This is a genomic window from Bacteroides sp. L10-4, from assembly GCF_013373675.1.
Lineage (GTDB): Bacteria > Bacteroidota > Bacteroidia > Bacteroidales > Bacteroidaceae > Bacteroides > Bacteroides muris.
The window spans coordinates 51247-76014 of sequence record NZ_JABXJH010000014.1 but is presented as its reverse complement, the minus strand read 5'-3'; the positions used below and the strand labels follow the sequence as shown (position 1 = coordinate 76014).

Here is a 24768-nt window from a genome sequence, read left to right as displayed (position 1 = left end):
CGATAATGAATGATTTTAATACATATCTCAACAATTTGGACTATTCCCATGTAAAAGATTTATTTGCGAGAAAAGGGATATTGCGTACTTACCATAAGAAAGATTTCTTTATCCGGCAAAATGAGGTGGAACGTTTTGCTGGATGGGTAAAACATGGCACATTTCAATATACGCATATTGACGAAGAAGGAGAAGAGCACATTGTAGGATATGCTTTTACCGATGAATTTATATGTGACTATTCTTCTTTTATGAAAAGTAGTCTGTCGGCTGTGAGTATTCAAGCGTTAACAGACTGTTCTGTTTATGAAATATCACGCCATGATATTATAGAATGTTGGGAAACGAATATGGAAACTCAACGATTAGGAAGATATGTAGCTGAAAATCTATATGAAATGGTGTATGAACGATTGCTCGATTCGTATTGTACACCTGAAATACGATATCAAAGACTAATGAAACGTTGTCCTGACCTTAAAGATACTATACCCTTGAAAAGTATAGCTTCTTTCTTAGGGGTTACTCCTGAAACAGTTAGTCGCATACGCCGCAAACTGGAGAAATAGCCAATCTTTTAACATCCATTATACCGGGGTCTTGACAATTGTCAAGACCTTTTTTCTTTATTCTTCCGTATTTTGCATTCATGATTTAATAACATTGATATGATACGTAAATTAACACAAGAAGAATATAATAATGCGGCTGATTTGTCCTATCAAGTATATATGGAATGTGGCAGGAATGATTTCACCCAAGAAGGTATTGAAACCTTTAAAAGTTTCGTGTATGACACATCGTTGATGAATACACTTGACATATATGGTGCTTTTGACAATCATTTATTGATAGGAATAATCGGTGTACATCAAGAAAGGCAACATATATCCCTCTTCTTTGTCTTGCCACACTATCATCAGCAAGGAATAGGGAAATCGCTATTTGATTATATGATGAGCAATTGTAATTTCACTTATATAACAGTTAATTCTTCAACCTATGCAGAAACTTTTTATACATCTTTAGGCTTCAAAAAAGTGGGTGAAAAAGAGATTAATAAAGGTATTGTTAGTATCCCTATGAAGAGAAATATATAATTATTGTCAATCACTTAAAATAGAGATAAGATGAAAAAGAAAATTACTTTATGTATGGTGCTTTCCACATTCATTATTTGCGCCATGTTATGTCTGACAAATTGTAGTAACGATGATGCCCCTACTTCTGTCTTCACCCCCGAAGCCTATAATCCCAATAAGATGGTGTGGACGTTGAAGAAGATGTATTAACGGATAAGGCTTAAATGAAGTGTGGATGCGACTAATCAGATAATTTCAAACGTTTGGAAAACAGCAATATTTTTGTTGTTTTTTTTATTTCTCGCCCGTCCAGTCAATGCACAAGTACAAAACGGGTGGACTCCAAACGATTCTGTCCGATTGGCTAAAATGCTGAAAGGAGAAATGCCTATCCATATTGATGATGCTTTTAAAAGGGAATTAGAACAGTCTATTATTGGTCATTCGCCAAAAGACGATAATAGATACTGGGATGATTTTAGGTTAGATATTGATTTTAAAGAAGATTTTCCGAATGTAGCAAATATTGGGTGCGCCACAACGTTTCACAATAAATTAAATCATAACAATAATCTATTGAATGGAAATCTAAAATGCAAAAGCCTTATGTTCAATAGTCGGATAGATAAAAATCTACCTCTTATAAAGATTCAACAAAATACAAATATGGCTATTCCTTTAAATAAGAAACTATATTTTAGTGTATATGGAAACTATACACTGGATAAAAAACGGAGTGTGATACTTCCTGCAACTTCTATCCCTTATCAGATAGGAGCAGGATTTTCATATGAGATAGGCAAATATGTCACTATTAAATCCCAAACGAACTACCAATATAACATAATACAAAGAAGATGGGAATGGTTCTTTGGTGCAGGAGTTTCTTTTACCTTTTAATAGTTTTGTAATCAATAAACTGAATTCGTATGATGCGATTAAATAAAATAATAACATTGACATTTTTCTACCTATTTTTAGGTTGCTATCAAACAGTCGCTTGGGGGCAAACGATTAACGGAAAAATAATAGATGACAAACAACTACCTATAGACGGTGCGACTATTATTTTGCAAGCAATGGATTCGACCTATATAGGCGCATCCATTTCCAATTCCGACGGCATATTCGTTTTTAAAAGCCAACAGAAAGAATACCGCTTGATAATACAACACCTTTTATATGAGACTAAACAAATGGTAGGTAAGGGAAATAATGCTGGAACTATTCAACTTCAACCTCAAGACTATGCTTTGGATGAAGTTATTATAAAAGCAGAACATCCTTTTGCAAAAGTAGAGAATGGACTTTTAGGATATAATCTTGCTGTTCTTACCCAAAATCAACTCGTAAACAATGCTTATGAAGCATTGACAAAGATACCGGGAGTACAAGAAGATAGAGGAATACTAACTTTGGCTGGAGCAGGAAAACTGACTGTTATTTTAAATGGTAAACCTACAACAATGGATGCCGGACAACTTGAAACAATTCTGCGCAATACTCCGGTTAGTCGTATAGAAAAAGCAGAAGTAATGTACAGTGCGCCTCCTGAATATCATGTACGGGGTGCAGCTATTAATATGGTTTTAAAACATTCAAACGACTACTCTTTTCAGGGGGAGATAAGTGCTAACTATAAAAACCAATATTTCAATGATGGAGGAATGAATGGAAACTTTCGTTTATCAACTCCCAAAATGGCTTTTGATGTAATGTACGGAGCAAATAACGTAAAAAAGATGGAGTACATAGACCTTGATTCCAAACATACACAAAAAGGTGAACTACATAATATCATACAAAATGAACAGTTGCGTAGCAAGTACTGGAAACACGACCTTAGAGCAGCTTTTGAGTATAACTTCAACAACAAAAACAATATCAATATAGCATACACAGGTAGTTATACCCCCGACCAGTATAATAATAGCCGGACATCAGGCAATTACCAAACCAGCAATGTCGATAAATATATTGACAATCAAATGCGCAATATTACATTGCAATATCATTCAGGCTTCGGACTTGAGATAGGTGGTGATTATACATATTATACTTCTAATAATGCCCAAAGACTATATGCTGATTATCAAGATGGAAGTCAGAGTAGTTTCTCTATGGTTGGTGGACAAAAAATAGACCGCTACTCTATCTATGCAGACCAGAAACAATCTCTATCAAAAGGATGGAATCTGGGTTATGGAATTTCCTATCGATTTGCCAAAGATCTTGATTTTCAAACTTATGATAAAGTGACAGGTAACATTCAAACTCAAAATACATATTCCAATCTAAGAGAACAAACTACCAGCTTTTATGTATCATTGAGCAAAAACTATACAACAGGTACATCTTTATCCGTTTCTGCTACGGGAGAATATTATACTATTGGAAATTATCATAAATGGGCAGTTTATCCACAAGCATCGTTGACTTATTTTAAAACACCGAAACATGTGTTTCAACTTTCATTATCTACGGACAAAACTTATCCAAGCTATTGGGATATGCAATCTTCCGTCAGCTATCTTAATGGATATACAGAATTATGGGGAACACCGAATTTGAAGCCAATGACGAATTATAATCTGAATGGAAGCTATATTTTTTTGAATAAGTATATTCTTAGCCTGTTTTTCACGCATACATCAGATTATTTCACACAAGCTGCCTATCAATCTACTGACAGGCTGGCACTAATCTATAAAAACACAAATTGGAACTATATGCAGGTGTGGGGAGCAAATATCATATTACCCTTTAAAGTAGGAAACTGGCTGGATTCCCGATTAACCTTAGTCGGTATGCAAATGCACCAACGCTGTGATGATTTTTTCGACATCCCTTTCAATCGTAAGAAATGGGTATTTAGCGGCACACTGGATAATACATTTAAAGTAAATAAGAATTTGTCTTTCGAGTTAATGGGAAATGTACAGACCCCCGTCATACAAGGGACATTTGATATAGAATCTATTTTTAATCTCACTGCCGGATTGCGATGGAATTTCGCAAATGATAAATTGAGTTTATCTGTCCGTTGCTATGACATATTTGATACAGGGATGCCTGCAACAAAAGTCCGTTTCAAAGGGCAAAACTTGAATATGGATAGCGGATTTTATTCACGAGCATTTACTCTGCATTTCAGTTATCGCTTTGGTGGATATAAGAAAAAGGAGATAAAAGGAGTAGATACATCAAGATTTAGATACTAATTCAAAAATGATATGAGAACATTGTTACTAATTCTGAGTGTTTTATGTTTTGGTTCATGCAAAACATCATTGATTACCTATCGAAATGGATATATATTTGACAAGCAAGGTGAAACGATTGGTAATTATACTAACGGGTATATTTATAGTTCAAAGAGAATACTTAAAGGATATTATTCCAATGGGTATATTTATGATGATAATCACAATATTGTAGGAAATTATGCAAATGGATATGTAAAAATGAAAAACAAAGATGATTAATAATATAATTTCAACACTACATGGAAAGTGTATTACAACAGAGATTTTTCCGTTTATTATCGGAATACTCGCAGTATGAAGTTTCTGAATTAGAGTTAACAGAAGCCATTGAAGAATTGGCTATCCATTTAGCAGATTCCAGTATGAACGAGCAGGATTACAACGTTTTACTGCGTTATTTTTCCTTTGGTTTACACCGTCTTAAATCGTATCGTGTACGGTTTGAGCAAGAAAAAAATGCCCTATCTGCATCTAATTGATGAAGCGATAGGGCTTTTAAACACTGAAATACGCCTTATTGAATGGCGCATCAAGTACCCGAACCAACTACAGCAATGTATTAATAAACAAATCATTTCTCCTCTTTTTCTTGCAGACAAAACAACTCTTATCAACATCATGGAAATGGTAAGCGGTCTGTTCCTCTCCAAAGACATCGTATATAAGAACGGAAAGCCTGCCTATTTGGTGGATTTATCTAAAGGCTTTGAATGGTTGTTCAATATCAAGATAGGCGACTATTACCAAAAACATGAGGACGTGATAAAACGGAAGCCGGGCAAACTGACCGAATTTCTTAATGGACTGGCAGACCTAATCAAAAAGGAACATGACAAGAAAGGATATAGATAATCAGCAACTTATGGTTTATTTATAGGGGATTCCATTAGTTCCCCTATAATTTCTTTGCATCCATTTTTAGAACTTTGCTTCATCAATCGATTGACAAATAAGAATGTATAACCTGAAACATGAAGCAATTATGTATATAGAGAATGACGAATTTGGTGAATGGATGCAGAAGCTGTATGCCAAACTGGAAGAACTCTGCAAAGATGTACGGGTACTACGCAATGCAGACAGGGTACTGCCCGAAGATGACAACCTATTGGATAATCAGGACTTGTGCCTGCTGTTCAAAGTAAGTATCAAAACCCTGCAACGCTACCGGGCTCTCGGTGCGCTGCCATACTTCACTATCAACGGAAAAGTGTATTACAAGGCTTCCGATGTACGGGAGTTCATCAAAGAAAGGTTCAGTATTACCACGCTACGCCAGTTCGAGAAAGAACACTGCACGAAGAAAAAGAAGTAAATCTAAAAAACCGGAACGGTGAATGTACTTCATCATTTGTTCCGGCTTTCCCTGCTTATGGCTTGCCCAACTTATCGGCTTCTTTCTTTAGCTGTTCGGCTTGCTCGTTCAACAGCCTTGCACGTTCCAACGCTTCCGCCTGCTTTTGGATGCGGTATTCAAAATCCATCACTGAATCGGTCAGACTTCGGATAAAACCGTTATCCCGTTGCCACTTGAACTTGTTTTCCAGCATATCAAAAGTTTCCCCTTCTGCCTGTCCTTGCATCAGCAAATAGCGGTATTTCATATCGTTGTCCTGCAACTGCTGCATACGTTCAGCTAAACGGACATTTAAGAATATGGAAGCGGAACAGATAACCAGCACAGCCGAAAAAAGAAACAATTCCGGACGAATCCAAGAAGCGACTTTGTTGTAAATCCGTTGATAGAGCGGTAAGGGTGCAGCTTCCTCTTTATCCGTCTTGCAAGAGCCCAAAGCGTCAATCATTACCTTGAAACAACGGTAGGTTTCCAATACTATTTTCTTGGTGTCCTCGATATGTTTCTGCTGACCTTGCATCCTGTTCCTTATCTCGTCAAGCTGGCTTCGGATAGCCTGCAAATCCTTTTCGGGAACAGCCGGGTTACTGTGCAGTTCCGACAATGCCTGTTCGATTGCGTTCAGTCTTTCGAGAGTTTCCTCCCGACTGGCTGGCGTCACCTGTGTTTCCTGCTTCTCTTTCAGTTCTGTAACCATTGAGAGAAGCCCCTCTAAAATCAAATTTTCCTCCATGTATTTACAGTTTAAGTTGTTTTTTCTTTTTCTTCTTCTTTCTCAAAAAGGAATCATCGGGTATTTCATCAGCCGGGGCTGACAAACCGGAAAACAGACCGCCTAAATCTGTTATAAAAGAATTATCCTCTTTGTCGGGTACTGATACTGATTTCTGAACAGGTGCGGTAACCGTCTGCTTATTGCTTTCGACTGTCGTTTGCCCTACATCCCCAAAACATTTATCCAGTTTGGAGAAACTGAAATTACGGTCTATCTCCGAACCCTTGAACGTGTATTCGCCTTTGGAAAAGGAAACGCCTTGTATCTCGTTTGCCTGTCTCTTGTACTTGAACTGGATAGTAATACCCTTTTCCGCTAACCGCTCCTGTAACTGCTGCCAGTTTCGGATTTTCCCAATTTCATTCTTTACAGCGTTGTAAATCTCGTATTTCGATTTGTCCGGCTCTTTCAAGCGGTGTTGCTTTACTTGTTCTTTTCCACCAGCAAAATAAAGCCCGTGTTTGGCTTTCAGCTTCTTGCATACCTGCTCGTTACGGTACATATCGTTCCTGTCCGAAATGGTCTTGCCGTTGTTGTCTATACGGTTGAATACGATATGTACGTGTGGATGCTCCCGGTCTTGATGGCGCACGATGATATACTGCGTATCGGTGATTTTCATTTCACGCATATATTCCTGCGCAAGCTGTATCATCTTCTCGTCTGTCAATTTGGGCGCATCCACTGCCGAATAGCTTAGCGCAATATGTCCGACTGGCTTTTTCAAGTCAGGATTCATCCCGGTCTGCATACAGAAGCTGCGAATTATATCTCCCCGGCTTTCTGTCAGTACCCCGCCCGCATGGAGCAAAGCCGCCTGTTCCTTGCCAAGCACATAGTTCACGCAGCCCTTAAACCCGCTTCCCTTTTTTATTTTTCCAATCATCCGACAACTGGTTTATAATTTCGACAATCCTGTTTTTCAGTTTCACCAGTTCCACCGCCACTAGTGCGAAACCTCCGGCATTTGCCCGGTGTGCCAGTTGGTTGATGTTGTTGGCTTCCCCTGCCAGCTTGCGGATGGTGTCCGCATCCTGCCTATTCAGCCGGGGTATGACCTCTGCCGAAACAACTGCCTGCCGGACATACTCACTGACACGCAACCCGGCTTCTCCGGCTCTCTTTCTGATGGCGTAATACTGCAACTCGGTCAGTTTCGTACTGACAACCCGTTGCTGCTTCTCTATCCGTTTCTTTGCCGGACGTCCCCCCGGCTTATCCTTTATATTCGTCATAGGTTTTTACGTTTAAATGGTGTCTTAAAAATTGCGACCAACGGGAGAAATTTTCTTTGCGATGAGCAAAGCAAGGTAGTTTCGGTTTACCGAAACATAACCTTGCTCTCCAAATTAAACCGCCTGCCGTTGGTAATCCTGCCAGACTAAATCCCCCTGCCCCTTTTCTGTCTTGGGGCGGCACGTTGTCCGGTTTCCTGCTTTATATCCTGTACTTGGCTGGTGCTGTTCTTCTGTTCCTGCTTCTTGCCGCACAGGTAATCGTTCAAGTCTGAATAGCCCCTATAATTGTCCGAGAAGTCACGCACATGGTAGGAGTATTCCAATGCAATAGCCTGTGTCGCCTTATACCCCGTCTCGTCATTGTCAAGCATACAGTGGATGCGTTCATATGGGTACAGCACGTCAATGGCTTTCGGCACGTTGACAGTAGAGTTGAGTATGACATAATCCTGTCTGTCAAGGTCGGGCATGGTCGGACAGTTCTTCATCCGGAGCGTGAGGAAAGAAAGATAATCCATAAAACCCTCGAATACCAAACATTTCTCTCTCGGCTCTCCCTGCTGCCGTATATGGGTGATGTCTTTCGGGGCGATGCAGCCTTTGAAAAAGGAATTGCGAACCTCGTAACCTCCTGCCATATTCGGGAAACCGATAGCAAAGAACGGTCTGCCGTTATTTGTAAAATGGAGTTCCTTACATTCTCTTTTTGCCAGTTCGATATTGATACCCCGCCCCTGCAAGTAACGGAGCAATGCCGGATGGGTCAAGTCACGGACTTCCAAATGTTGGAAACTCGGTTCTGTCCTCCGCTGGGGAAAAGAAAAACTGACCGGGCGGACGTGCAGTGTCTGTTCCGCTATCCGGTTTAAAAGGTATGGTAGGCTGTCGGAGCAATAGAGTTCCTTTGCCAGTGCGATGATGTTACCGCCCTTGCCTGCGCCAAAGTCATACCAAAGGTTGCGGTCAGTGTTCACCTTAAAGGACGCTTCGCATTCTTCCCTTAACGGTGATTTATACCACAAGCCATTACCCTGCTGCTTGACAGGTGAATAACCTAAACTGTGCAGATAGTCTGCGATGGGTATTTGTTTCACATCTTCGATATTCACAACATTTTCTTTTTTGGGGACTAAAAAACAGTTGAAAAGTGCACCAGTCCTGTTTAGTCCGTCATATATATACCCGTACCATACTAAACCTGCCTGTTCCGATACAGGGAAATAGTAAGTCCATTCCTCTTGTATATACACCCGGACTAAACCAAACTGACTTTTAATAATGGAAATCGGGATTATAGCGGTAGCCCTTGCCCTCTTTCACAATCATGCGCTTGTTCACAAGAAACTTGTTAAGTGACACAAGAACATTGCGTCCACGCTCGTAGCCGATACTCGCATAACCCTGTTTCAATGCCGCTATGACATTGGAATAGCCTTGTACCACCTGCTTGCCGAAACCGTTCTCCAACGCTTCCCGGTGTTGCTGTTCAGTCAGTTCCGTAAGCGGAAAATTCCTGTCCTGCTTAGGTTGTTGGAATACATAATCATCCACGATTTCGGGCAAAGCGTTGTCATTGATACGGAATGCGAACGGGTCAAATTCCCGGTCACGTATGTGCATCGCCTTTACCTCGCTTATGTTGCCGTCCTGCTGGCTTTTCGTGATTTGCAGGACGGTTTCAGCCTTGTTGTTCAGTTCCGTACCGATATGCCCCCTTGTGTTGTCATCCCCCTTGTTCAAATGCAGTACGGTATGGATATGCAGGTTATATCCGCTTGACCAGCGCATCAAGAGGTTGATTAGGTCAGTCGATTCGCTGGGGCTGTTGATGTCATACATCAAGTCACGGATTCCGTCAATGATGAGCAACCCCACATCGGGCATATTTTCAAGCATATAACCGATAATCTGTTTCCGCTTGTCGGGTGTCTGCTCCCTTAGCACGATGAAAACAAAATCGTCCCTGTCCTTGTCGGTAGGCAGTCCGGCAAGCCGCAAAATACGCTCCATGACCTTGTGGCAATGGTATTTGCTCTGCTCGGTATCTACATAGAGGATTTTCCGTTTGTTCGGTGGCAGGTATGCCGAATACTTCAGTACCTCGTCATTCTTCAACGCTGCCGCAACGATAGCGGAAATGTTGAATGTCTTTTTGCTCTTGGCTTTACCCGTGGATGCGCTGAAATTACCCAGCGTGCCAATGGTAGAGCCGTTCACCCAAAGTATTTCGGGCGGTACTTCGTAAGTGTCCGTCACCTTTAGATGAATGGTTTTCCAAAGGGCTGCGAAATCCTCTTTCTGCATGGTGATGTCCTGCCCGGCTTCTGTCGCTTTTCTATTTTCCATAGCCGTTATTTCTTTAGAGGACGGTTAAGGATATACTTCTGCGCTTCCTGCTCTATCTGCGCCTGCGTCTTGACCGGATTCTGACGCAACCATGCTTCCAACTCCGCTTTCTCAAAATAAAGCATTTTGCCCTGCGGCTTGTAATGGGGTATCAAGTTACCCGAAGTCAGCTTGTACAGGTAACTTTTAGAAAGGTTCAAGAACTTGCTCGCTTCATCGAAGCTAAGCACGTTCTTTGAAAGGAACAACATCTTTTCGAGTTCGGAAACTCTTAACTCTAAATTTTTTTCCATATTGTTTAGGAATTTAGGTGAAACAATATGAAGGTGCGCACCCTCGTTTTTTTGTTAACGAGGGCAAAGTTAAGAGCTTGAAAATGAAGTCTAATTGACCTTTGTTTGAGCGTTCAATCTATGCTCAACCTTTTTGCAGTTGTTTGATGTATTTGTCTATGATTTCATATCCTTTCGGATAGATGTTTTTCGCTTGGTCTGTCGCACTCGACAGGTCAGTACGTGTAAGCGGTTCACCTTTTATCTTCTTCAATATCAGCTTATTGTTTGCTATGACAGACTGCCATTCATAAACGATGTAATTATAACAGCTAAGTTGCATCATAAGATAGGCTAACAGACGGGTATTATTAACTTTCAATACCCCATTCAGTTTGCAGTTGAAAAAATCGGTAAGTATTTTGGCACTGACGGTAGTAGTAAACATATTCGCTTCATTCACACAGTCGGTCAGAAGTTTGATTTCATTAGCTTTCAACGTGGACTTGAAAGGATTGCTTTTGCCCACAATCTTGGTTGGATTAGTATCTGCACTTTCCTCTTTCTCTTTTGGCAAGGCTTGCTCTTGGATGGCAACCGCATCTGTATGGTAATTGCTTTCCTGTTCTTGCAGATAGCGCAAATATTTGGAAAGCACGACAAGATTAACGATAATGGACAAATAAGGAAGCCACCCATCATAACAGGACGGTTCATGCAAATATGCATCCATATCAAAATCAGAGCAGCGGAAACCGATATACTTTTTTCTTTCATCAGAATTCAAGTCCTCAAAATAACCACTTTCCCACAAAAAATCGGGAATATCCATGTCCAATACAATGTTACGCACGACACGGTATTTTTGTTGGATGGCTACAATATTTTCAGTCACACGGAAAATTTCTTGCCGCAAATAATCCTTTAGCTGGGCTTGCGTCAAATATTCACGTTTTAAAAATAGTGCATCTACTTTAGTTTTATAGTCATGCGCTATACAACTATCTAATATCTTCTGTATTTCTCTGAAATTGGTTTCTATATGATTTTCCATAATCGTGTGCCTTTAAACGTTCTTACTACAAATATAAGGTAAGAATCTCACTTTTCCCGAAAACATCGGCAATAATAAGGAAGAAAAGATAAGGTAATAGTTAAGAAATCATAAAGACGCAGGGAGAAAAACTATAAAAGTACACCTTTTCTTTGTATTCGTCATTCAGTACACATTTAGTACGCCCTATGAAAGTAGAAAACCCTGATAATCAAGCGATTATCAGGGTTTATTCGTACCCAGACCCGGGGTCGAACCGGGATGGAAGTGAATCCACTGGTGTTTGAGACCAGCGCGTCTACCGATTCCGCCATCTGGGCATGTTTGATTTCTCAAATGCGGTGCAAAGATACAGCTTTTTTCTAAACCTGCAATACTTTTCCTAAAAAAAGTCGAAAAAAACGATAAAACCAGCTTGAATCATTCCTTATTTGTAAAATATGCAGTACATTAGCAGAAACTTTTAAAATCAATAGCATGGTAACCAATAAGGATAATTTCTGTGTAATTATGGGTGGAGGAATAGGCAGCCGTTTCTGGCCATTCAGCCGCAAAACACTTCCAAAACAGTTTCTGGATTTCTTTGGTACGGGACGTTCCTTGCTACAGCAAACCTTCGACCGTTTCAAGCAAGTAATTCCCATGGAAAATATACTTATCGTAACAAATGACTTGTATGCCGACCTTGTAAAGGAACAACTTCCCGAACTTAAGCCCGAACAGATTCTACTGGAACCGACGCGCAGGAATACAGCCCCCTGCATCGCATGGGCTTCCTATCATATCCACGCCTTGAATCCGAACGCCAATATAGTGGTAGCTCCTTCGGACCACTTAATTCTGAAGGAAGGTGAATTTCTGGCAGCTATCGAAAAAGGGCTGGATTTCGTTTCCGTATCGGACAACCTGCTGACACTCGGCATCAAGCCCAACCGTCCGGAAACCGGATATGGCTACATACAGATAGCCGAAGCCGCCGGTGATAACTTCTACAAGGTAAAAACCTTCACCGAAAAGCCCGAGTTGGAACTGGCAAAAGTATTCGTGGAAAGCGGAGAATTTTATTGGAACTCCGGCCTGTTCATGTGGAACGTAAATACCATCATTAAAGCAAACGAAGCCCTGCTGCCCGAGCTGGCCTCCAAACTGGCCCCTGGCAAAGATGTGTACGGAACAGCCCGGGAGAAACAATTCATTGATGAGAACTTCCCTGCTTGCCCTAATGTCTCCATAGACTTCGGCATCATGGAAAAGGCTGACAATGTATATGTATCATTAGGTGATTTCGGTTGGTCTGATTTAGGAACCTGGGGGTCTTTGTATGATTTGTCTCCTAAAGATGAAGCAGGCAATGTAGCCCTAAAATGCAAATCACTCATCTATAACAGTAAAGACAATATCGTGGTGCTGCCCGACAACAAACTTGCTGTTATCGACGGTTTGGAAGGTTATCTCATAGCTGAGTCGGACAATGTATTACTGATTTGCAAGAAGGATGAAGAACATACCATCCGCAAATATGTGAATGACGCCCAGATAAAATTGGGAGAAAAATACATTTAAATTAAGAATTAAAGGATAGGTGCCGAAGATAAAAAATAGCGGGAGTTGGATGAGTCCCAACTCCCGCTTCCGTTTATTTAGGGGAGGAAAATAAACCGGTTAAAGCGCTGCACGGATGGCTTCCGCCACAGCTTTGAATTCTTCGTCCGTCAGTTTCAGTTTGGGATTGGAGAAAAGCATATCTTTTTCGTTCTGCATAGGAATCAGATGTATGTGCGCATGAGGCACTTCCAGCCCCAATACCGCTTCTCCTACCTTTCTACACGGGAAGGCCTTGCCAATGGCAAGCGCCACTCTCTTGGCGAAAACATGCATCGCCGCCAAATCCTCATCATTCAAATCGAAGATATAATCTACTTCCTGCTTGGGAATGACCAATGTATGACCTTTTACCAACGGATTGATGTCAAGGAACGCAAAGAATCTGTCATCCTCCGCCACCTTGTAGCAAGGTATTTCACCTGCGATAATTCTACTGAATATTGTTGCCATAGCTATAAATTATAAAATAAGGCAAGCCCGTATGCGGACCTGCCTTCCTTTAAAATGATATGTTCACTACTTCCAGGTTAATCATGCCCTGCGGAACTTTGATTTCTGCGATGTCACCTACTTTCTTGCCAAGCAGACCTTGTGCAATCGGAGTATTCACGGAAATCTTTCCTTCCTTCAGATTGGCTTCACTTTCGGAAACGATGGTATAAACCATCTTCATGCCATTCTTCACGTTCTTAAGCTCTACTTTATTAAGAATCTGTACAGAATCGGTTTTCAACTTCGACTCATCAATAATCTTGGCGTCGGCAATGGTCAGCTTCAAATTGTTAATTTTCATCTCAAGCATACCTTGAGCTTCCTTGGCAGCGTCATACTCTGCATTTTCCGACAAATCACCTTTGTCACGCGCTTCGGCAATGGCAGCCGATATTTTGGGACGTTCCACCGTCTCCAGGTGTTTCAATTCGGCCATTAATTTCTTGTAGCCGTCTTCTGACATATAAGCCATACTTTTTCCTCCTTAAATGTTATATTAGTTTTTAATGGTACTATAAACAAAAAAGAATTCCAACATGGTCAGCATGCTGGAACCCTCTTTCCGATTTTCCTTTGCAAAGATAGCCTTTTAAGCAATGCGTGTCAAGCATAAAAGGCTGCTTTGTAACATATTTAAACGAAAACTTCTTATTTATAACATGTTACAGCAATGCTTTCACTGCCGCCTCCAAGTCTTTAATACTCTCTCCACGGGCACTCAACTCATTGTTCTTGTTGACCAGGAACACAGAAGGCACATTCTTCACATTATAAGAAGCCGCTATAGACGAATAAATTCCATTGCCGTCGCGCACACAAATCCAAGGTAGATTGTCGGCAGTTGTTTTCCAATAGTGCTCGTCTGCATCCAGAGAAACCTGATAAATTTCCAATCCCTGGGCAGCATACTTGTCGTACAAGTCACGCAACATATAATTATGTGTAGCAGAAACGGCACTCTGATAAACAGTGAAGTCCACAATAACAGCCTTGCCCTTCAATTCGCTCAACTTACGTGTATTGCCCTTCATGTCACGTAGGTTAATGTCGATGATGCCGGTTTCGGAAATTGCCTCTTCAGGGATTTCCACCACCTTCTGTTGCGGAGTACGGGTATTCTTCATTCCCTTTATTACAATGTTGTAGAGGTTCTTGGAACGGTCTGCATCCGGATAATAATTGTTCAAGCTGGTTGCCACGGCTGCAAAACACTTAACGTCTTCCTTATTGTTCAGAGGGTCGAAAATCAAATAATTATTCAACTTCTGAAACAAGGCGAAATAGGCGGTAGCCGTATTGGGAGCAGCAAAAATATAGCTGATTTTCACTTCATCCTTATAATTCTTCAATAAAGAAGCGAGGCTATCCTCAAAAACATCAGCGCCTATCTTATGTGCCTGCACCGACTGCAGCAATGCATTCACATTATCCTGAAGCTTCATCTGCTTCAAGGTCAAGTCCTTTATCTTCGAGCTGTTCGGAGAACCTTCGACCGTATAGGCAGTGGCAAAATCGGTATAAGGTGCCCTTACCAAAACCGTTTCCGTCGAATCTACCGAGAAATTAATAACCTTGTCATCTACCCGCAAACGGTAGAATTCCGGAGACACCGGACGTACCTGCTTGAAGTGGAAAGAACCATCCCCTTTCAGTTTTACAGAATCCAAAGGGACAATACCTTCCAATGCCGAGGCTTCCAAATAAAGCATCTTGCCGTCGGCACCAGACACTTCACCCTCTACTTTGAATTTAGGTTCGGAATTACATGCACCCAATGCTATTGCAGTAAGTGCCATAAAAAAGATTTTCTTCATATCGTATCTTCAGTTTTGTTTTGCAAACGTGCCTGCAAATATACTTCTTTTCAAGTTCAGTCAAAGCATTTTCCCACGTTCTTACATATAGAAAACAGCAAAAAACAACTAAATACAAACTTTTTATCTCATTCCCACCATTTTACATGAATAAATTATGTATCTTTGCACGAATTTTGAAAGAAAATTAGATATAAAACATTTTTTATGATTAACCCAATTGTTAAGACGATCGAGCTTCCTGATGGCAGAACCATCACGCTCGAAACGGGAAAGCTGGCAAAACAGGCAGACGGTTCTGTAATGCTTCGTATGGGCAACACCATGCTTTTAGCTACTGTTTGTGCCGCCAAGGACGCAGTTCCCGGAACAGATTTCATGCCATTACAAGTAGAGTACAAAGAAAAATTCTCCGCATTCGGACGTTTCCCCGGCGGTTTCACAAAACGTGAAGGACGCGCTTCTGACTACGAAATCCTCACTTGCCGCCTCGTTGACCGTGCTCTCCGCCCCTTATTCCCTGATAATTTCCATGCAGAGGTATACGTAAACATCATTCTTTTCTCGGCAGACGGCGTAGATATGCCCGATGCTCTGGCCGGACTCGCTGCTTCTGCCGCACTTGCAGTTTCAGATATCCCCTTCAACGGACCTATTTCCGAAGTACGCGTAGCACGCATCAACGGACAATTTGTCATCAACCCTACCTTTGAGCAACTGGAGCAAGCCGATATGGACTTGATGGTGGGCGCCACTTATGAAAACATCATGATGGTGGAAGGCGAAATGGACGAAGTTTCCGAGCAGGACTTGCTGGAAGCTATGAAGGCCGCACACGAAGCCATTAAGATTCAGTGTAAGGCACAGATGGAACTGGCAGAGGAAGTAGGCTCTACCGTGAAACGCGAATATTGCCACGAAGTGAATGACGAAGAACTTCGTAAAGCCGTTCACGACGCTTGCTACGACAAGGCTTATGCCATCGCCGCTTCCGGAAACAAGAACAAGCACGAACGCATGGATGCTTTCGATGCCATCCGCGAAGAATTCAAGGCACAGTTCTCCGAAGAAGAATTGGAAGAAAAGGCAGCCCTCATCGACCGTTACTATCATGATGTGGAAAAAGAGGCGATGCGCCGTTCCATTCTGGACGAAGGCAAACGCCTTGACGGACGTAAGACCACCGAAATCCGTCCTATCTGGTGTGAGACCAGCTACCTGCCCGGCCCTCACGGCTCCGCTATTTTCACACGTGGCGAGACACAGTCTTTGTCTACAGTGACTTTAGGTACCAAGTTGGACGAGAAGATTATCGACGACGTATTGGAACACGGAAAAGAACGTTTCCTTCTGCACTATAACTTCCCTCCGTTCTCTACAGGCGAAGCTAAGGCACAACGCGGTGTAGGCCGCCGTGAAATCGGTCATGGCCACTTAGCATGGCGTGCCTTGAAGGGGCAGATTCCCGCAGACTATCCGTACGTAGTACGCGTAGTATCCGACATCCTCGAATCAAACGGTTCTTCTTCCATGGCTACCGTATGTGCCGGAACTCTGGCATTGATGGATGCAGGTGTGAAAATCAAGAAACCGGTATCAGGTATCGCCATGGGATTGATTAAGAATGCAGGCGAAGACAAATATGCCGTATTGTCCGACATCCTCGGTGATGAGGACCACTTGGGCGACATGGACTTCAAAGTGACCGGAACAAAAGACGGTATCACCGCCACTCAGATGGACATCAAAGTAGACGGTCTTTCATACGAAATCCTCGAAAAGGCATTGCTGCAGGCTAAGGAAGGCCGCGAATACATTCTGGGTAAAATCACCGAATGCATCGCAGAACCTCGCGAAGACCTGAAACCTCACGCTCCGCGTATCGAGACAATGACCATCCCCAAAGAATTCATTGGTGCTGTTATCGGCCCTGGTGGAAAGATTATCCAAGGTATGCAGGAAGAAACCGGTGCCACCATCACAATTGAAGAAGTGGACAACATCGGTAGAATCGAAATCGCCGGTACCAACAAGAAGAGCATCGATGATGCTATGCGTATCATCAAAGGCATTGTGGCTGTACCTGAAGTAGGCGAAGTCTACAAAGGCAAGGTACGCTCCATTATGCCTTACGGCGCATTCGTTGAATTCCTTCCGGGTAAGGACGGTTTGCTCCACATCTCTGAAATCGACTGGAAACGTCTGGAAACTGTAGAAGAAGCCGGAATCAAGGAAGGAGACGAGATAGACGTAAAACTTCTCGACATCGACCCGAAGACTGGAAAGTTCAAGCTGTCACGCAAAGTATTGCTTCCAAGACCGGAAAGACAAGAAAGACCGGAAAAGAAATAAGAAATCTCTTATTCTTTAAGCATATAAAGCCTGGTGGAACTCCATCAGGCTTTCTTTTTGTCAATACGGCCAGAAATGGTTCCGAAAAAACAAGGCACAATACTTGCGTATTCCAAAAAGATCATGTTTTTTGTTCTGAAAAGCCCTATATTCCATAAAAAGCCTCAATTAAGGTCCGGTTTAAGAAGCCTACAAACTATGAATCTTTTCACACGCTTTTTCCAGGAAAACCAAGAAAAGTTTTTGGCCTTTGCTTATAAGCAGAAGCGCATCATGCCGATGCTCCGCTGGACGGCCCGCATAGCCACCGTCACCATTATCGGTTATTTCATCACCTCCGATTTTCGATATAACAAGGAGATACAATTGCAAACAATCACCGTACCTGCCGGACAACGGGCACAGATTATCCTTGCCGATGGAATGCGCGTATGACTGAACTCCAAGTCTGCCATGAAATATACCACCAACTTCGGACGCAACGAACGGAATGTGGAACTAGACGGAGAGACCTACTTTGAAGTAGCCAAAAACAAGAAAACGGTCCTTCTTATGAATATCTACGTTGGAAAGAGAGACTATACTGTTTTAAAAACACTCCATTCAGAGGCATCCTCAGTAGACTGAAAAATACCATAACGTAAAAATAACCGCTGCCAGTCTCCTACTGCTGAACTACAGTAGCTTTACCGACAAGTTCAGAGAGCAGGATGGTATAGAACATATACTGCGGACTATCTCGAAAGACCATCCTTTCAAGTTCCGCATCAACGAAGAAAAGGATTCAATTGTTATATATGAGTAAGAAAAAAGATCGGAAAGTACCCCCATACTTTCCGATCCGAAACAGTCAAAAATCGACCTTAATCAATTTATTAACTTAACACAGTGACAAAGATATGAGAAAAATTTTGTTGATGAGGCCTTTTTATCTAAAAAAATTAGATTTTAAGCAATTATTGCAAACCCATGAAAATCACATTATTCCTTCTCTTGCTTATTATATTTCAGGTATACAGCGGGAACTGCTACTCTCAGAATGCCAAAGTCAGCATTCAAAATGCCCAGCTGAGGGTAGAACAAGTTCTCAAGCAAATTGAGTTGCAAACAGAATTCCTATTTGTATATAACAAACAGAACGTCAATGTACGGCAAGCTGGGGTGCAAAAAGCAATGCAATAAACTATAACAACACAAGCGATTTTCAGCAATGGAATCACTTCTTTCAATTCGCTGACCATAAAGATTGAGGGCACTTACTCCACCGTTACTGCCGTACCGCAGGCTGTAACCATCAGCATGCTGCCACTACTTCCTACCGTTTCATAATCCAGGTCTACACCAATCACGGCATTGGCACCCATAGCACGGGCATTTTCCTGCATCTCGCGCAAAGCAGTCTCCTTAGCTTCGCGCAGCACTTCTTCATAAGAGCCGCTTCGCCCACCCACCACGTCGCGGATGCTGGCAAAGAAATCGCGGAATACATTGGCACCGATAATCGTTTCACCGGAAACGATACCATAATAGCGGGTGATACGTCCACCCTCAATGGTCGGGGTTGTTGTTACTAACATAATCTTATTCTTTTTAAGTTATTTACTACTATCAGACGCACGAAGCAGGCAAAAAGTTGCAGAAACAGCCTAAAACATTTGCCGGACACGATTGACACCGGCAACCAGGATATCTATTTCCTCTTTAGTATTGTAAAGTCCGAAAGAAACACGCACCGTTCCTTCAATGCCAAGACGCTGCATCAACGGTTGGGCACAATGATGTCCCGTACGCACAGCGATGCCAAGCCGGTCAAGTAACGTCCCCATATCGAAATGATGAATATCCCCTACCAGAAACGATATGACACTACCCTTGTCTTCTGCCTCACCAAAGATACGCATACCGGGAATCTCTTTCAGCCGTCGCATGGCATACTGGATCAATTCGTGTTCATAGGCGGCAATCTTGTCCATCCCAACCAGCGAAACGTAGTCCAAAGCTTTGGCAAGTCCGGTAGTACCGATATAATCCGGCGTACCAGCTTCAAACTTGAACGGCAACTCATTGAAGGTGGTCTTTTCAAAAGAGACATGCTGAATCATCTCTCCACCACCCTGATAGGGAGGTATCCTGTCCAGCCACTCCTCCTTACCATAAAGCACGCCTACTCCCGTAGGACCGTACACCTTGTGAGCTGAGAAAACGAAGAAATCGGCATCCAAGTCCTGCACATCCACCGACATGTGGGGGATGGACTGGGCACCGTCCACAAGCACTGGAACACCTTGCTCATGGGCAAAAACAATCATCTCTTTGACGGGATTGACCGTACCTAGTACATTGGAGACATGCGCTACACTGACAATCTTGGTACGCTCGGAGAACAACTGCCTGTATTCATCCAACAAGAGTTCGCCCTTGTCATTCATCGGAATCACCTTGATGGCAATTCCACGCTTAGCAGCAAGCAGCTGCCAGGGAACAATGTTACTATGGTGTTCCATCACAGAAAGAATCACCTCATCACCCTCCTGCATAAATTCCTCACCAAAGCTGGAGACAAGCAGGTTGATACTTTCCGTCGTACCACGGGTGAAGACAATCTCATTTGAGCTGCGGGCATTGATAAAACGTTTCACCGTTTCGCGTGATGCCTCATGCAACTCCGTAGCCTGCTGCGAGAGGAAATGCACCCCGCGATGTACATTGGCATTCACCGAATAATACTCGTCCGTAATGGCATCTACTACCTGGCGGGGTTTCTGCGTAGTTGCACCATTATCAAAGTAGACCAACGGCTTGCCGTATATTTCACGAGAGAGGATGGGGAAATCGGCTCGAAGCCTCTCTCCCAACGCCTCCCCCGTAGGGAGGGGAGAAGAGTTGCTCTTATTTATATCTTTGTTCATAATGAATCGAAATTATAAGTTATTACTTGCAGATGGCACATCCCCGGCATTTGTTCAGTTCACCCCGGAAACGCTTCTCTACCAACAAGTGCAGACGGTCTTTCAAAGCATCCAAACGGATTGTATCAATGACTTCGTTGACAAAAGCGAACATAAGCAGCAGGCGCGCCTCACGCACCGGAATACCACGCTGCTGCATGTAAAAGAGAGCGCTTTCATCGAGCTGCCCCACCGTAGCACCATGACTGCACTTCACGTCATCTGCATAAATCTCCAGCTGAGGCTGGGTGTACATACGTGCATCGCGGGTGGCACAAAGATTACGGTTGGTCTGTTGCGAACTGGTGTGCTGTGCGTCAGGACGCACTAAAACCAGACCGGCAAAGGCACCTACAGCCTGGTCGTCAAGGACATACTTATAAAGTTCATTACTGGTACAGTTGGGCACGGCATGGTCGATTGTCGTATGATTGTCCACATGCTGATTCTTGTCTGCAATGGCCATACCGCACAGATTCAGCTCCGCATGTTCACCGACAAGCGTCACACGGGTTGTATTGCGTGTAGTGCCATTGTGCAGGGTCATGCCATTCAGCAAAACATTACTGTTGGCTTCCTGCTTTACATACATATTGCTGATACGCACTGTACTGGTGTGCGTCTCCTCCAATTCATAAAAATCAAAAACAGCATTTTCACCGGCAAAGATTTCTATCACCTGTGTTGCCAGGAAGTTCACACTATCCATCGCATGGTCACATGCCAGCAAGCGAGCTTGCGCACCCTCTTCCAAAATAACCAGCATACGGCGGTTCACCATAAAATTGACGTCACCACGCAGGATATTCACCAGCTGAACAGGTTTCTCTACCACCACGTTCTTAGGAACATAAAACAGAACACCGTCTTGCGCAAAAGCCGTGTTGAACGCTGTCACTCCATCCTCTGTCGTATCAGCCAGTTTACCGTAGTATTTCTTCACCAATTCAGGATTCTGTTCAGCCACTTCCTTCAGACTACCGAAAATAACTCCATTAGGCAGATGGGATTTGGGCAAAGCCTTGCCATAGAAAGCATCGTTCACCACAAAATAAAGGGCAGTGCTCATGTTAGGAACATCGCACTTGAACACCTCGTATGGATTCACCGGAATTTCCAATCGGTTCAAGTTCAAGCCATAATCCGGCTCAAAGAACTTACTGATATCCGTATATTTGTATTTCTCCTCCTTACGGGTGGGAAAGCCTAGGCGCTCGAAGTCGGCAAAAGCAGCGGCACGCGGCGCATTCAGCACCTCAGTGCTATGCCGGCATATCATCGCCTCCGTCTGGGAGAAAAGGTCTATATATTGTTGCTCTACACTCATGTTTTCAGATTATGAGTTTATAATTCACTTGCTTCTTTCTTTATCCAATCGAAGCCACGTGTTTCAATCTCCTTCGCCAGTTCCGGTCCACCGGTCTTTACGATACGTCCGCCCAGCAATACATGTACCGTATCGGGTTTGATATAGTCCAACAATCGCTGGTAGTGGGTAATGACCATAGCACTGGTTTCCGCAGTCTTGAGTTTGTTGAAACCGTCGGCCACAATACGCAGGGCATCCACATCCAATCCGGAATCCGTTTCGTCCAGAATAGCAAAAGTCGGTTCCAACATCGCCATCTGGAATATCTCGTTACGCTTCTTTTCACCGCCGCTGAAACCTTCGTTCACGCTGCGGTTGGCAAGCTTGTTGTCTAATTCCACAATGGCACGCTTCTCGCGCATCAGCTTCAGGAACTCACTGGCCGACAAAGCAGGCAGATGGCGGTACTTGCGTTGCTCATTTACAGCAGCACGCATGAAGTTTACCATCGAAACACCCGGAATCTCTACCGGAGTCTGGAAAGAAAGGAAAATTCCTTCATGCGCACGGTCTTCAGGGCTCATGGCAAGCAGGTCCTTGCCATTAAAGGTGATGGAGCCGCGCGTCACTTCGTAAGCAGGATGGCCTACCAACACATTACTCAACGTACTTTTACCGGCACCGTTCTGTCCCATCAGTGCATGTACTTCTCCATCATGTATGGTCAAGTTGATGCCTTTCAATATTTCTTTGCCATTGATGCTGGCATGTAGGTCTTTTATCTTTAACATCTTTATATTTACTATTTGACTATTTACAATTTACAATTTAATCACCCCACGCTTCCTTCCAGCGAAATAGCAAGCAATTTCTGCGCTTCTACGGCAAACTCCATTGGCAGCTTATTCAATACCTCCTTGGCATAACCGTTCACAATCAGTCCTACGGCATCTTCCGTAGAAATACCGCGTTGGTTGCAGTAGAATATCTGGTCCTCACTGATTTTGCTGGTAGTGGCCTCATGCTCCACGATGGCCGTTTCGTTTCGGATGTCCATGTAAGGGAAAGTGTGCGCACCGCATTTGTCGCCAAGCAACAAGGAGTCGCACTGGCTGTAATTACGGGCATTGTCCGCTCTCTGTGCCACGCGCACCAGGCCACGGTAAGAGTTCTCACTCTTTCCGGCAGAGATACCTTTGCTCACAATGGTACTCCGGGTATTCTTGCCCAGATGAATCATTTTTGTTCCCGTGTCTGCCTGCTGATGGTTATTGGTTACTGCCACACTATAGAATTCTGCCGTCGAATTGTCGCCGGAAAGGATGCAGGACGGATATTTCCAAGTAATGGCCGAACCAGTTTCCACTTGGGTCCAGGAGAGCTTACTGTCCACTCCTTTACAATGACCACGTTTCGTCACAAAGTTATAAACACCACCCCGGCCCTCGGCATCACCGGGATACCAGTTCTGCACGGTGCTGTATTTCACTTCTGCACGGTCGTGCACTACAATTTCCACAATGGCTGCGTGCAACTGGTTCTCGTCACGCATCGGAGCCGTACACCCTTCCAGATAAGAAACGTACGAATCATCATCCGCCACAATCAAGGTTCTTTCGAACTGCCCCGTATTGCGGGCATTGATGCGGAAATAGGTGGACAACTCCATCGGACAGCGTACCCCCTTCGGGATATAGACAAAAGAACCGTCGGAGAACACCGCCGAGTTCAGTGCCGCAAAGAAGTTGTCACGATAAGGCACCACCGAACCGAGATATTTCTGTACCAAGTCGGGATGCTCGCGTACAGCCTCGCTGAACGAGCAGAAGATGATTCCTTTCTCCATCAGCGTCTCCTTGAAGGTAGTCTTTACAGACACCGAGTCCATAACGGCATCCACAGCCATACCGCTCAACGCCATCTGCTCTTCCAGCGGAATGCCCAGCTTATTGAAAGTCTTTATCAACTCAGGGTCCACCTCATCCATGCTCTTCGGGCCCTCCTTCTTCTTCGTAGGGTCAGCATAGTAGGATATGGCCTGATAATCTATTTCGGGAATGCGGAGATGTGCCCATGTAGGCATCTCCAACGTCAGCCAGTGGCGATATGCCTTCAGGCGGAACTCCAGCAACCATTCCGGTTCTCCCTTCTTCTCAGAGATAAGCCGCACAACATCTTCATTCAGCCCGCGCTCAATGATGTCGGTATGCACGTCGGTCGTGAAACCATACTTATACTTTTCCTGAGTGAGTTCCTTTACATATTTATTGGGTTCTTCTTGTTGCATCACTTCTATAATTACAAATTATGAATTACAAAATCACGGCTCACGGTATCAGTCAAAGTCTCCGTTTACAATCTGCTCCGTAACCGCCTTTGCCGCGGGAAAGAATATCCCGGCAAACTCTTCCATAGGATAATATAACACTGATTCTTTCTTTTTTGTTTTGCCAATCAGCGCATTGTCTCCGTCTATAAATTCGATGACACCAATCAGCAGGCTCGTCAGCAGGAGGTACTTCAAAGCCCCCAGACCGGCTCCCAACCAATGATTGAGCCAGCCCAGCGAGACGGCCTCCATTGCCTGGGTCAGCAGAGAAGCCACCAGGGAGAAGAGCAAGGGAACAGCCAGCCAGATGAGGACAAATGCCAGTACTTGCGCCACTGTCATAGAGTCTGTCAATGTGGGGCACAGCTTCGCTGCCAACGAAGCATACAAAGCCTTTGCCGCCAGCAGACCGACAATCAGCCCCAGCAGAGAGGCCAATTGCTTCACAAAACCTTTCATGAAGCCGACGATTGCGCCCAAGCCGAAAACTGCCAATATGATGATATCTATAACTGCCATAAAATTAATG

Annotated in this window: 28 protein-coding genes, 1 tRNA gene and 1 pseudogene; 13 read left to right on the top strand and 17 right to left on the bottom strand. The window is 43.4% G+C overall.

Annotated elements, in window-relative coordinates; translation table 11 throughout:
- The first annotated feature begins 5 nt into the window (after positions 1-5).
- From HU824_RS06770 to HU824_RS06730, 9 genes are all read left to right on the top strand, one after another.
- Entirely contained in the window at positions 6-569 is a 564-nt protein-coding gene (locus tag HU824_RS06770; RefSeq protein ID WP_176468434.1) for a Crp/Fnr family transcriptional regulator, read from the top strand.
- Between the two features lie 99 nt (positions 570-668).
- Positions 669-1100: a GNAT family N-acetyltransferase gene (locus tag HU824_RS06765; RefSeq protein WP_015546400.1), complete on the top strand. Its 432-nt coding sequence runs from the start codon at positions 669-671 to the stop codon at positions 1098-1100.
- 30 nt (positions 1101-1130) lie between these two features.
- A complete protein-coding gene (locus tag HU824_RS06760) occupies positions 1131-1292 on the top strand; it encodes a hypothetical protein (protein WP_167371345.1) in 162 nt (53 codons plus the stop codon).
- A 21-nt stretch (positions 1293-1313) separates the two neighbouring features.
- Positions 1314-1982 carry a hypothetical protein gene (locus HU824_RS06755; protein WP_024988423.1) on the top strand — a complete coding sequence of 223 codons (669 nt, stop codon included), beginning with the start codon at positions 1314-1316 and terminating at the stop codon, positions 1980-1982.
- Between the two features lie 29 nt (positions 1983-2011).
- The gene (locus HU824_RS06750) at positions 2012-4303 is read left to right on the top strand and encodes an outer membrane beta-barrel family protein (protein ID WP_176468433.1); all 2292 of its coding nucleotides are present in this window, start codon (positions 2012-2014) and stop codon (positions 4301-4303) included.
- A 12-nt stretch (positions 4304-4315) separates the two neighbouring features.
- On the top strand, positions 4316-4567 hold the full coding sequence (locus tag HU824_RS06745) for a 4-fold beta flower protein (RefSeq protein ID WP_128824472.1): 252 nt from the start codon (positions 4316-4318) through the stop codon (positions 4565-4567).
- Positions 4568-4587: 20 nt separating this feature from the next.
- The gene (locus HU824_RS06740) at positions 4588-4827 is read left to right on the top strand and encodes a hypothetical protein (protein ID WP_024988420.1); all 240 of its coding nucleotides are present in this window, start codon (positions 4588-4590) and stop codon (positions 4825-4827) included.
- The gene (locus tag HU824_RS06735; RefSeq protein ID WP_024988419.1) at positions 4781-5200 is read left to right on the top strand and encodes an RteC domain-containing protein; all 420 of its coding nucleotides are present in this window, start codon (positions 4781-4783) and stop codon (positions 5198-5200) included. Before HU824_RS06740 ends, HU824_RS06735 begins: the two co-directional genes overlap by 47 nt.
- 130 nt (positions 5201-5330) lie before the next feature.
- The gene (locus HU824_RS06730; protein WP_024988418.1) at positions 5331-5663 is read left to right on the top strand and encodes a helix-turn-helix domain-containing protein; all 333 of its coding nucleotides are present in this window, start codon (positions 5331-5333) and stop codon (positions 5661-5663) included.
- Between the two features lie 55 nt (positions 5664-5718).
- On the opposite strand, the gene HU824_RS06725 is transcribed toward HU824_RS06730, so the two are convergent.
- From HU824_RS06725 to HU824_RS06690, 8 genes are all read right to left on the bottom strand, one after another.
- Positions 5719-6438: a hypothetical protein gene (locus HU824_RS06725; RefSeq protein WP_015546396.1), complete on the bottom strand. Its 720-nt coding sequence runs from the start codon at positions 6436-6438 to the stop codon at positions 5719-5721.
- Positions 6439-6442: 4 nt separating this feature from the next.
- Positions 6443-7366, bottom strand: coding sequence for a relaxase/mobilization nuclease domain-containing protein (locus HU824_RS06720; protein WP_176468432.1), 924 nt, complete (start codon positions 7364-7366; stop codon positions 6443-6445).
- Complete coding sequence (locus tag HU824_RS06715; RefSeq protein ID WP_004310825.1) at positions 7332-7715, bottom strand: MobC family plasmid mobilization relaxosome protein; 384 nt, start codon at positions 7713-7715, stop codon at positions 7332-7334. Before HU824_RS06715 ends, HU824_RS06720 begins: the two co-directional genes overlap by 35 nt.
- Positions 7716-7861: 146 nt before the next feature.
- Positions 7862-8827, bottom strand: a complete 966-nt coding sequence (locus HU824_RS06710) for a toprim domain-containing protein (protein ID WP_057099597.1) — start codon at positions 8825-8827, stop codon at positions 7862-7864.
- A gap of 163 nt (positions 8828-8990) precedes the next feature.
- Positions 8991-10064 (bottom strand): AAA family ATPase, encoded by a 1074-nt coding sequence (locus HU824_RS06705; RefSeq protein ID WP_057098942.1) that lies wholly within the window; start codon positions 10062-10064, stop codon positions 8991-8993.
- A gap of 5 nt (positions 10065-10069) precedes the next feature.
- The gene (locus HU824_RS06700) at positions 10070-10357 is read right to left on the bottom strand and encodes a helix-turn-helix domain-containing protein (RefSeq protein ID WP_005944327.1); all 288 of its coding nucleotides are present in this window, start codon (positions 10355-10357) and stop codon (positions 10070-10072) included.
- Positions 10358-10481: 124 nt separating this feature from the next.
- On the bottom strand, positions 10482-11390 hold the full coding sequence (locus HU824_RS06695; protein WP_057098943.1) for a hypothetical protein: 909 nt from the start codon (positions 11388-11390) through the stop codon (positions 10482-10484).
- A gap of 236 nt (positions 11391-11626) precedes the next feature.
- A tRNA-Leu gene (locus HU824_RS06690) sits at positions 11627-11710 on the bottom strand.
- 157 nt (positions 11711-11867) lie between these two features.
- Here HU824_RS06690 and HU824_RS06685 point away from each other — a divergent pair.
- On the top strand, positions 11868-12953 hold the full coding sequence (locus tag HU824_RS06685; RefSeq protein ID WP_136011217.1) for a mannose-1-phosphate guanylyltransferase: 1086 nt from the start codon (positions 11868-11870) through the stop codon (positions 12951-12953).
- Between the two features lie 99 nt (positions 12954-13052).
- Here HU824_RS06685 and HU824_RS06680 read toward each other — a convergent pair whose 3' ends face one another.
- From HU824_RS06680 to HU824_RS06670, 3 genes are all read right to left on the bottom strand, one after another.
- Complete coding sequence (locus tag HU824_RS06680; RefSeq protein WP_117599774.1) at positions 13053-13445, bottom strand: HIT family protein; 393 nt, start codon at positions 13443-13445, stop codon at positions 13053-13055.
- 49 nt (positions 13446-13494) lie between these two features.
- A complete protein-coding gene (greA, locus tag HU824_RS06675) occupies positions 13495-13959 on the bottom strand; it encodes a transcription elongation factor GreA (protein WP_005824394.1) in 465 nt (154 codons plus the stop codon).
- Positions 13960-14149: 190 nt separating this feature from the next.
- Positions 14150-15301 (bottom strand): thioredoxin-like domain-containing protein, encoded by a 1152-nt coding sequence (locus tag HU824_RS06670; protein ID WP_176468431.1) that lies wholly within the window; start codon positions 15299-15301, stop codon positions 14150-14152.
- A gap of 207 nt (positions 15302-15508) precedes the next feature.
- Here HU824_RS06670 and pnp point away from each other — a divergent pair, with 207 nt between their 5' ends.
- From pnp to HU824_RS06655, 3 genes and pseudogenes are all read left to right on the top strand, one after another.
- Positions 15509-17653 carry a polyribonucleotide nucleotidyltransferase gene (gene pnp, locus HU824_RS06665; protein WP_117599776.1) on the top strand — a complete coding sequence of 715 codons (2145 nt, stop codon included), beginning with the start codon at positions 15509-15511 and terminating at the stop codon, positions 17651-17653.
- A 198-nt stretch (positions 17654-17851) separates the two neighbouring features.
- Positions 17852-18458, top strand: a pseudogene (locus HU824_RS06660) (FecR family protein).
- Positions 18459-18552: 94 nt separating this feature from the next.
- Positions 18553-18753 (top strand): hypothetical protein, encoded by a 201-nt coding sequence (locus tag HU824_RS06655; protein WP_168354368.1) that lies wholly within the window; start codon positions 18553-18555, stop codon positions 18751-18753.
- 156 nt (positions 18754-18909) lie between these two features.
- Here the strand turns inward: HU824_RS06655 and HU824_RS06650 are convergent, their stop codons facing one another.
- The 6 genes from HU824_RS06650 to HU824_RS06625 form a co-directional block, all read right to left on the bottom strand.
- Positions 18910-19230 carry a heavy metal-binding domain-containing protein gene (locus HU824_RS06650; protein WP_136011219.1) on the bottom strand — a complete coding sequence of 107 codons (321 nt, stop codon included), beginning with the start codon at positions 19228-19230 and terminating at the stop codon, positions 18910-18912.
- A 69-nt stretch (positions 19231-19299) separates the two neighbouring features.
- A complete protein-coding gene (locus tag HU824_RS06645) occupies positions 19300-20562 on the bottom strand; it encodes a cysteine desulfurase (RefSeq protein ID WP_136011220.1) in 1263 nt (420 codons plus the stop codon).
- 22 nt (positions 20563-20584) lie between these two features.
- The gene (gene sufD / locus HU824_RS06640; RefSeq protein ID WP_136010636.1) at positions 20585-21928 is read right to left on the bottom strand and encodes a Fe-S cluster assembly protein SufD; all 1344 of its coding nucleotides are present in this window, start codon (positions 21926-21928) and stop codon (positions 20585-20587) included.
- Between the two features lie 17 nt (positions 21929-21945).
- Entirely contained in the window at positions 21946-22701 is a 756-nt protein-coding gene (gene sufC, locus HU824_RS06635) for a Fe-S cluster assembly ATPase SufC (protein ID WP_136010635.1), read from the bottom strand.
- A 41-nt stretch (positions 22702-22742) separates the two neighbouring features.
- Complete coding sequence (gene sufB, locus HU824_RS06630) at positions 22743-24197, bottom strand: Fe-S cluster assembly protein SufB (protein ID WP_136010634.1); 1455 nt, start codon at positions 24195-24197, stop codon at positions 22743-22745.
- A gap of 48 nt (positions 24198-24245) precedes the next feature.
- Positions 24246-24758, bottom strand: coding sequence for a CvpA family protein (locus HU824_RS06625; protein WP_176468430.1), 513 nt, complete (start codon positions 24756-24758; stop codon positions 24246-24248).
- Between the last annotated feature and the right edge of the window lie 10 nt (positions 24759-24768).

Coding starts and splice junctions, on each gene's coding strand:
- HU824_RS06770 (WP_176468434.1), top strand. CDS start 6: ATGAATGATTTTAATACATATCTCAACAATTTGGACTATTCCCATGTA.
- HU824_RS06765 (WP_015546400.1), top strand. CDS start 669: ATGATACGTAAATTAACACAAGAAGAATATAATAATGCGGCTGATTTG.
- HU824_RS06760 (WP_167371345.1), top strand. CDS start 1,131: ATGAAAAAGAAAATTACTTTATGTATGGTGCTTTCCACATTCATTATT.
- HU824_RS06750 (WP_176468433.1), top strand. CDS start 2,012: ATGATGCGATTAAATAAAATAATAACATTGACATTTTTCTACCTATTT.
- HU824_RS06745 (WP_128824472.1), top strand. CDS start 4,316: ATGAGAACATTGTTACTAATTCTGAGTGTTTTATGTTTTGGTTCATGC.
- HU824_RS06740 (WP_024988420.1), top strand. CDS start 4,588: ATGGAAAGTGTATTACAACAGAGATTTTTCCGTTTATTATCGGAATAC.
- HU824_RS06730 (WP_024988418.1), top strand. CDS start 5,331: ATGTATATAGAGAATGACGAATTTGGTGAATGGATGCAGAAGCTGTAT.
- HU824_RS06725 (WP_015546396.1), bottom strand. CDS start 6,438: ATGGAGGAAAATTTGATTTTAGAGGGGCTTCTCTCAATGGTTACAGAA.
- HU824_RS06720 (WP_176468432.1), bottom strand. CDS start 7,366: ATGATTGGAAAAATAAAAAAGGGAAGCGGGTTTAAGGGCTGCGTGAAC.
- HU824_RS06715 (WP_004310825.1), bottom strand. CDS start 7,715: ATGACGAATATAAAGGATAAGCCGGGGGGACGTCCGGCAAAGAAACGG.
- HU824_RS06705 (WP_057098942.1), bottom strand. CDS start 10,064: ATGGAAAATAGAAAAGCGACAGAAGCCGGGCAGGACATCACCATGCAG.
- HU824_RS06700 (WP_005944327.1), bottom strand. CDS start 10,357: ATGGAAAAAAATTTAGAGTTAAGAGTTTCCGAACTCGAAAAGATGTTG.
- HU824_RS06695 (WP_057098943.1), bottom strand. CDS start 11,390: ATGGAAAATCATATAGAAACCAATTTCAGAGAAATACAGAAGATATTA.
- HU824_RS06685 (WP_136011217.1), top strand. CDS start 11,868: ATGGTAACCAATAAGGATAATTTCTGTGTAATTATGGGTGGAGGAATA.
- HU824_RS06680 (WP_117599774.1), bottom strand. CDS start 13,445: ATGGCAACAATATTCAGTAGAATTATCGCAGGTGAAATACCTTGCTAC.
- greA (WP_005824394.1), bottom strand. CDS start 13,959: ATGGCTTATATGTCAGAAGACGGCTACAAGAAATTAATGGCCGAATTG.
- HU824_RS06670 (WP_176468431.1), bottom strand. CDS start 15,301: ATGAAGAAAATCTTTTTTATGGCACTTACTGCAATAGCATTGGGTGCA.
- pnp (WP_117599776.1), top strand. CDS start 15,509: ATGATTAACCCAATTGTTAAGACGATCGAGCTTCCTGATGGCAGAACC.
- HU824_RS06655 (WP_168354368.1), top strand. CDS start 18,553: ATGAGAAAAATTTTGTTGATGAGGCCTTTTTATCTAAAAAAATTAGAT.
- HU824_RS06650 (WP_136011219.1), bottom strand. CDS start 19,230: ATGTTAGTAACAACAACCCCGACCATTGAGGGTGGACGTATCACCCGC.
- HU824_RS06645 (WP_136011220.1), bottom strand. CDS start 20,562: ATGAACAAAGATATAAATAAGAGCAACTCTTCTCCCCTCCCTACGGGG.
- sufD (WP_136010636.1), bottom strand. CDS start 21,928: ATGAGTGTAGAGCAACAATATATAGACCTTTTCTCCCAGACGGAGGCG.
- sufC (WP_136010635.1), bottom strand. CDS start 22,701: ATGTTAAAGATAAAAGACCTACATGCCAGCATCAATGGCAAAGAAATA.
- sufB (WP_136010634.1), bottom strand. CDS start 24,197: ATGCAACAAGAAGAACCCAATAAATATGTAAAGGAACTCACTCAGGAA.
- HU824_RS06625 (WP_176468430.1), bottom strand. CDS start 24,758: ATGGCAGTTATAGATATCATCATATTGGCAGTTTTCGGCTTGGGCGCA.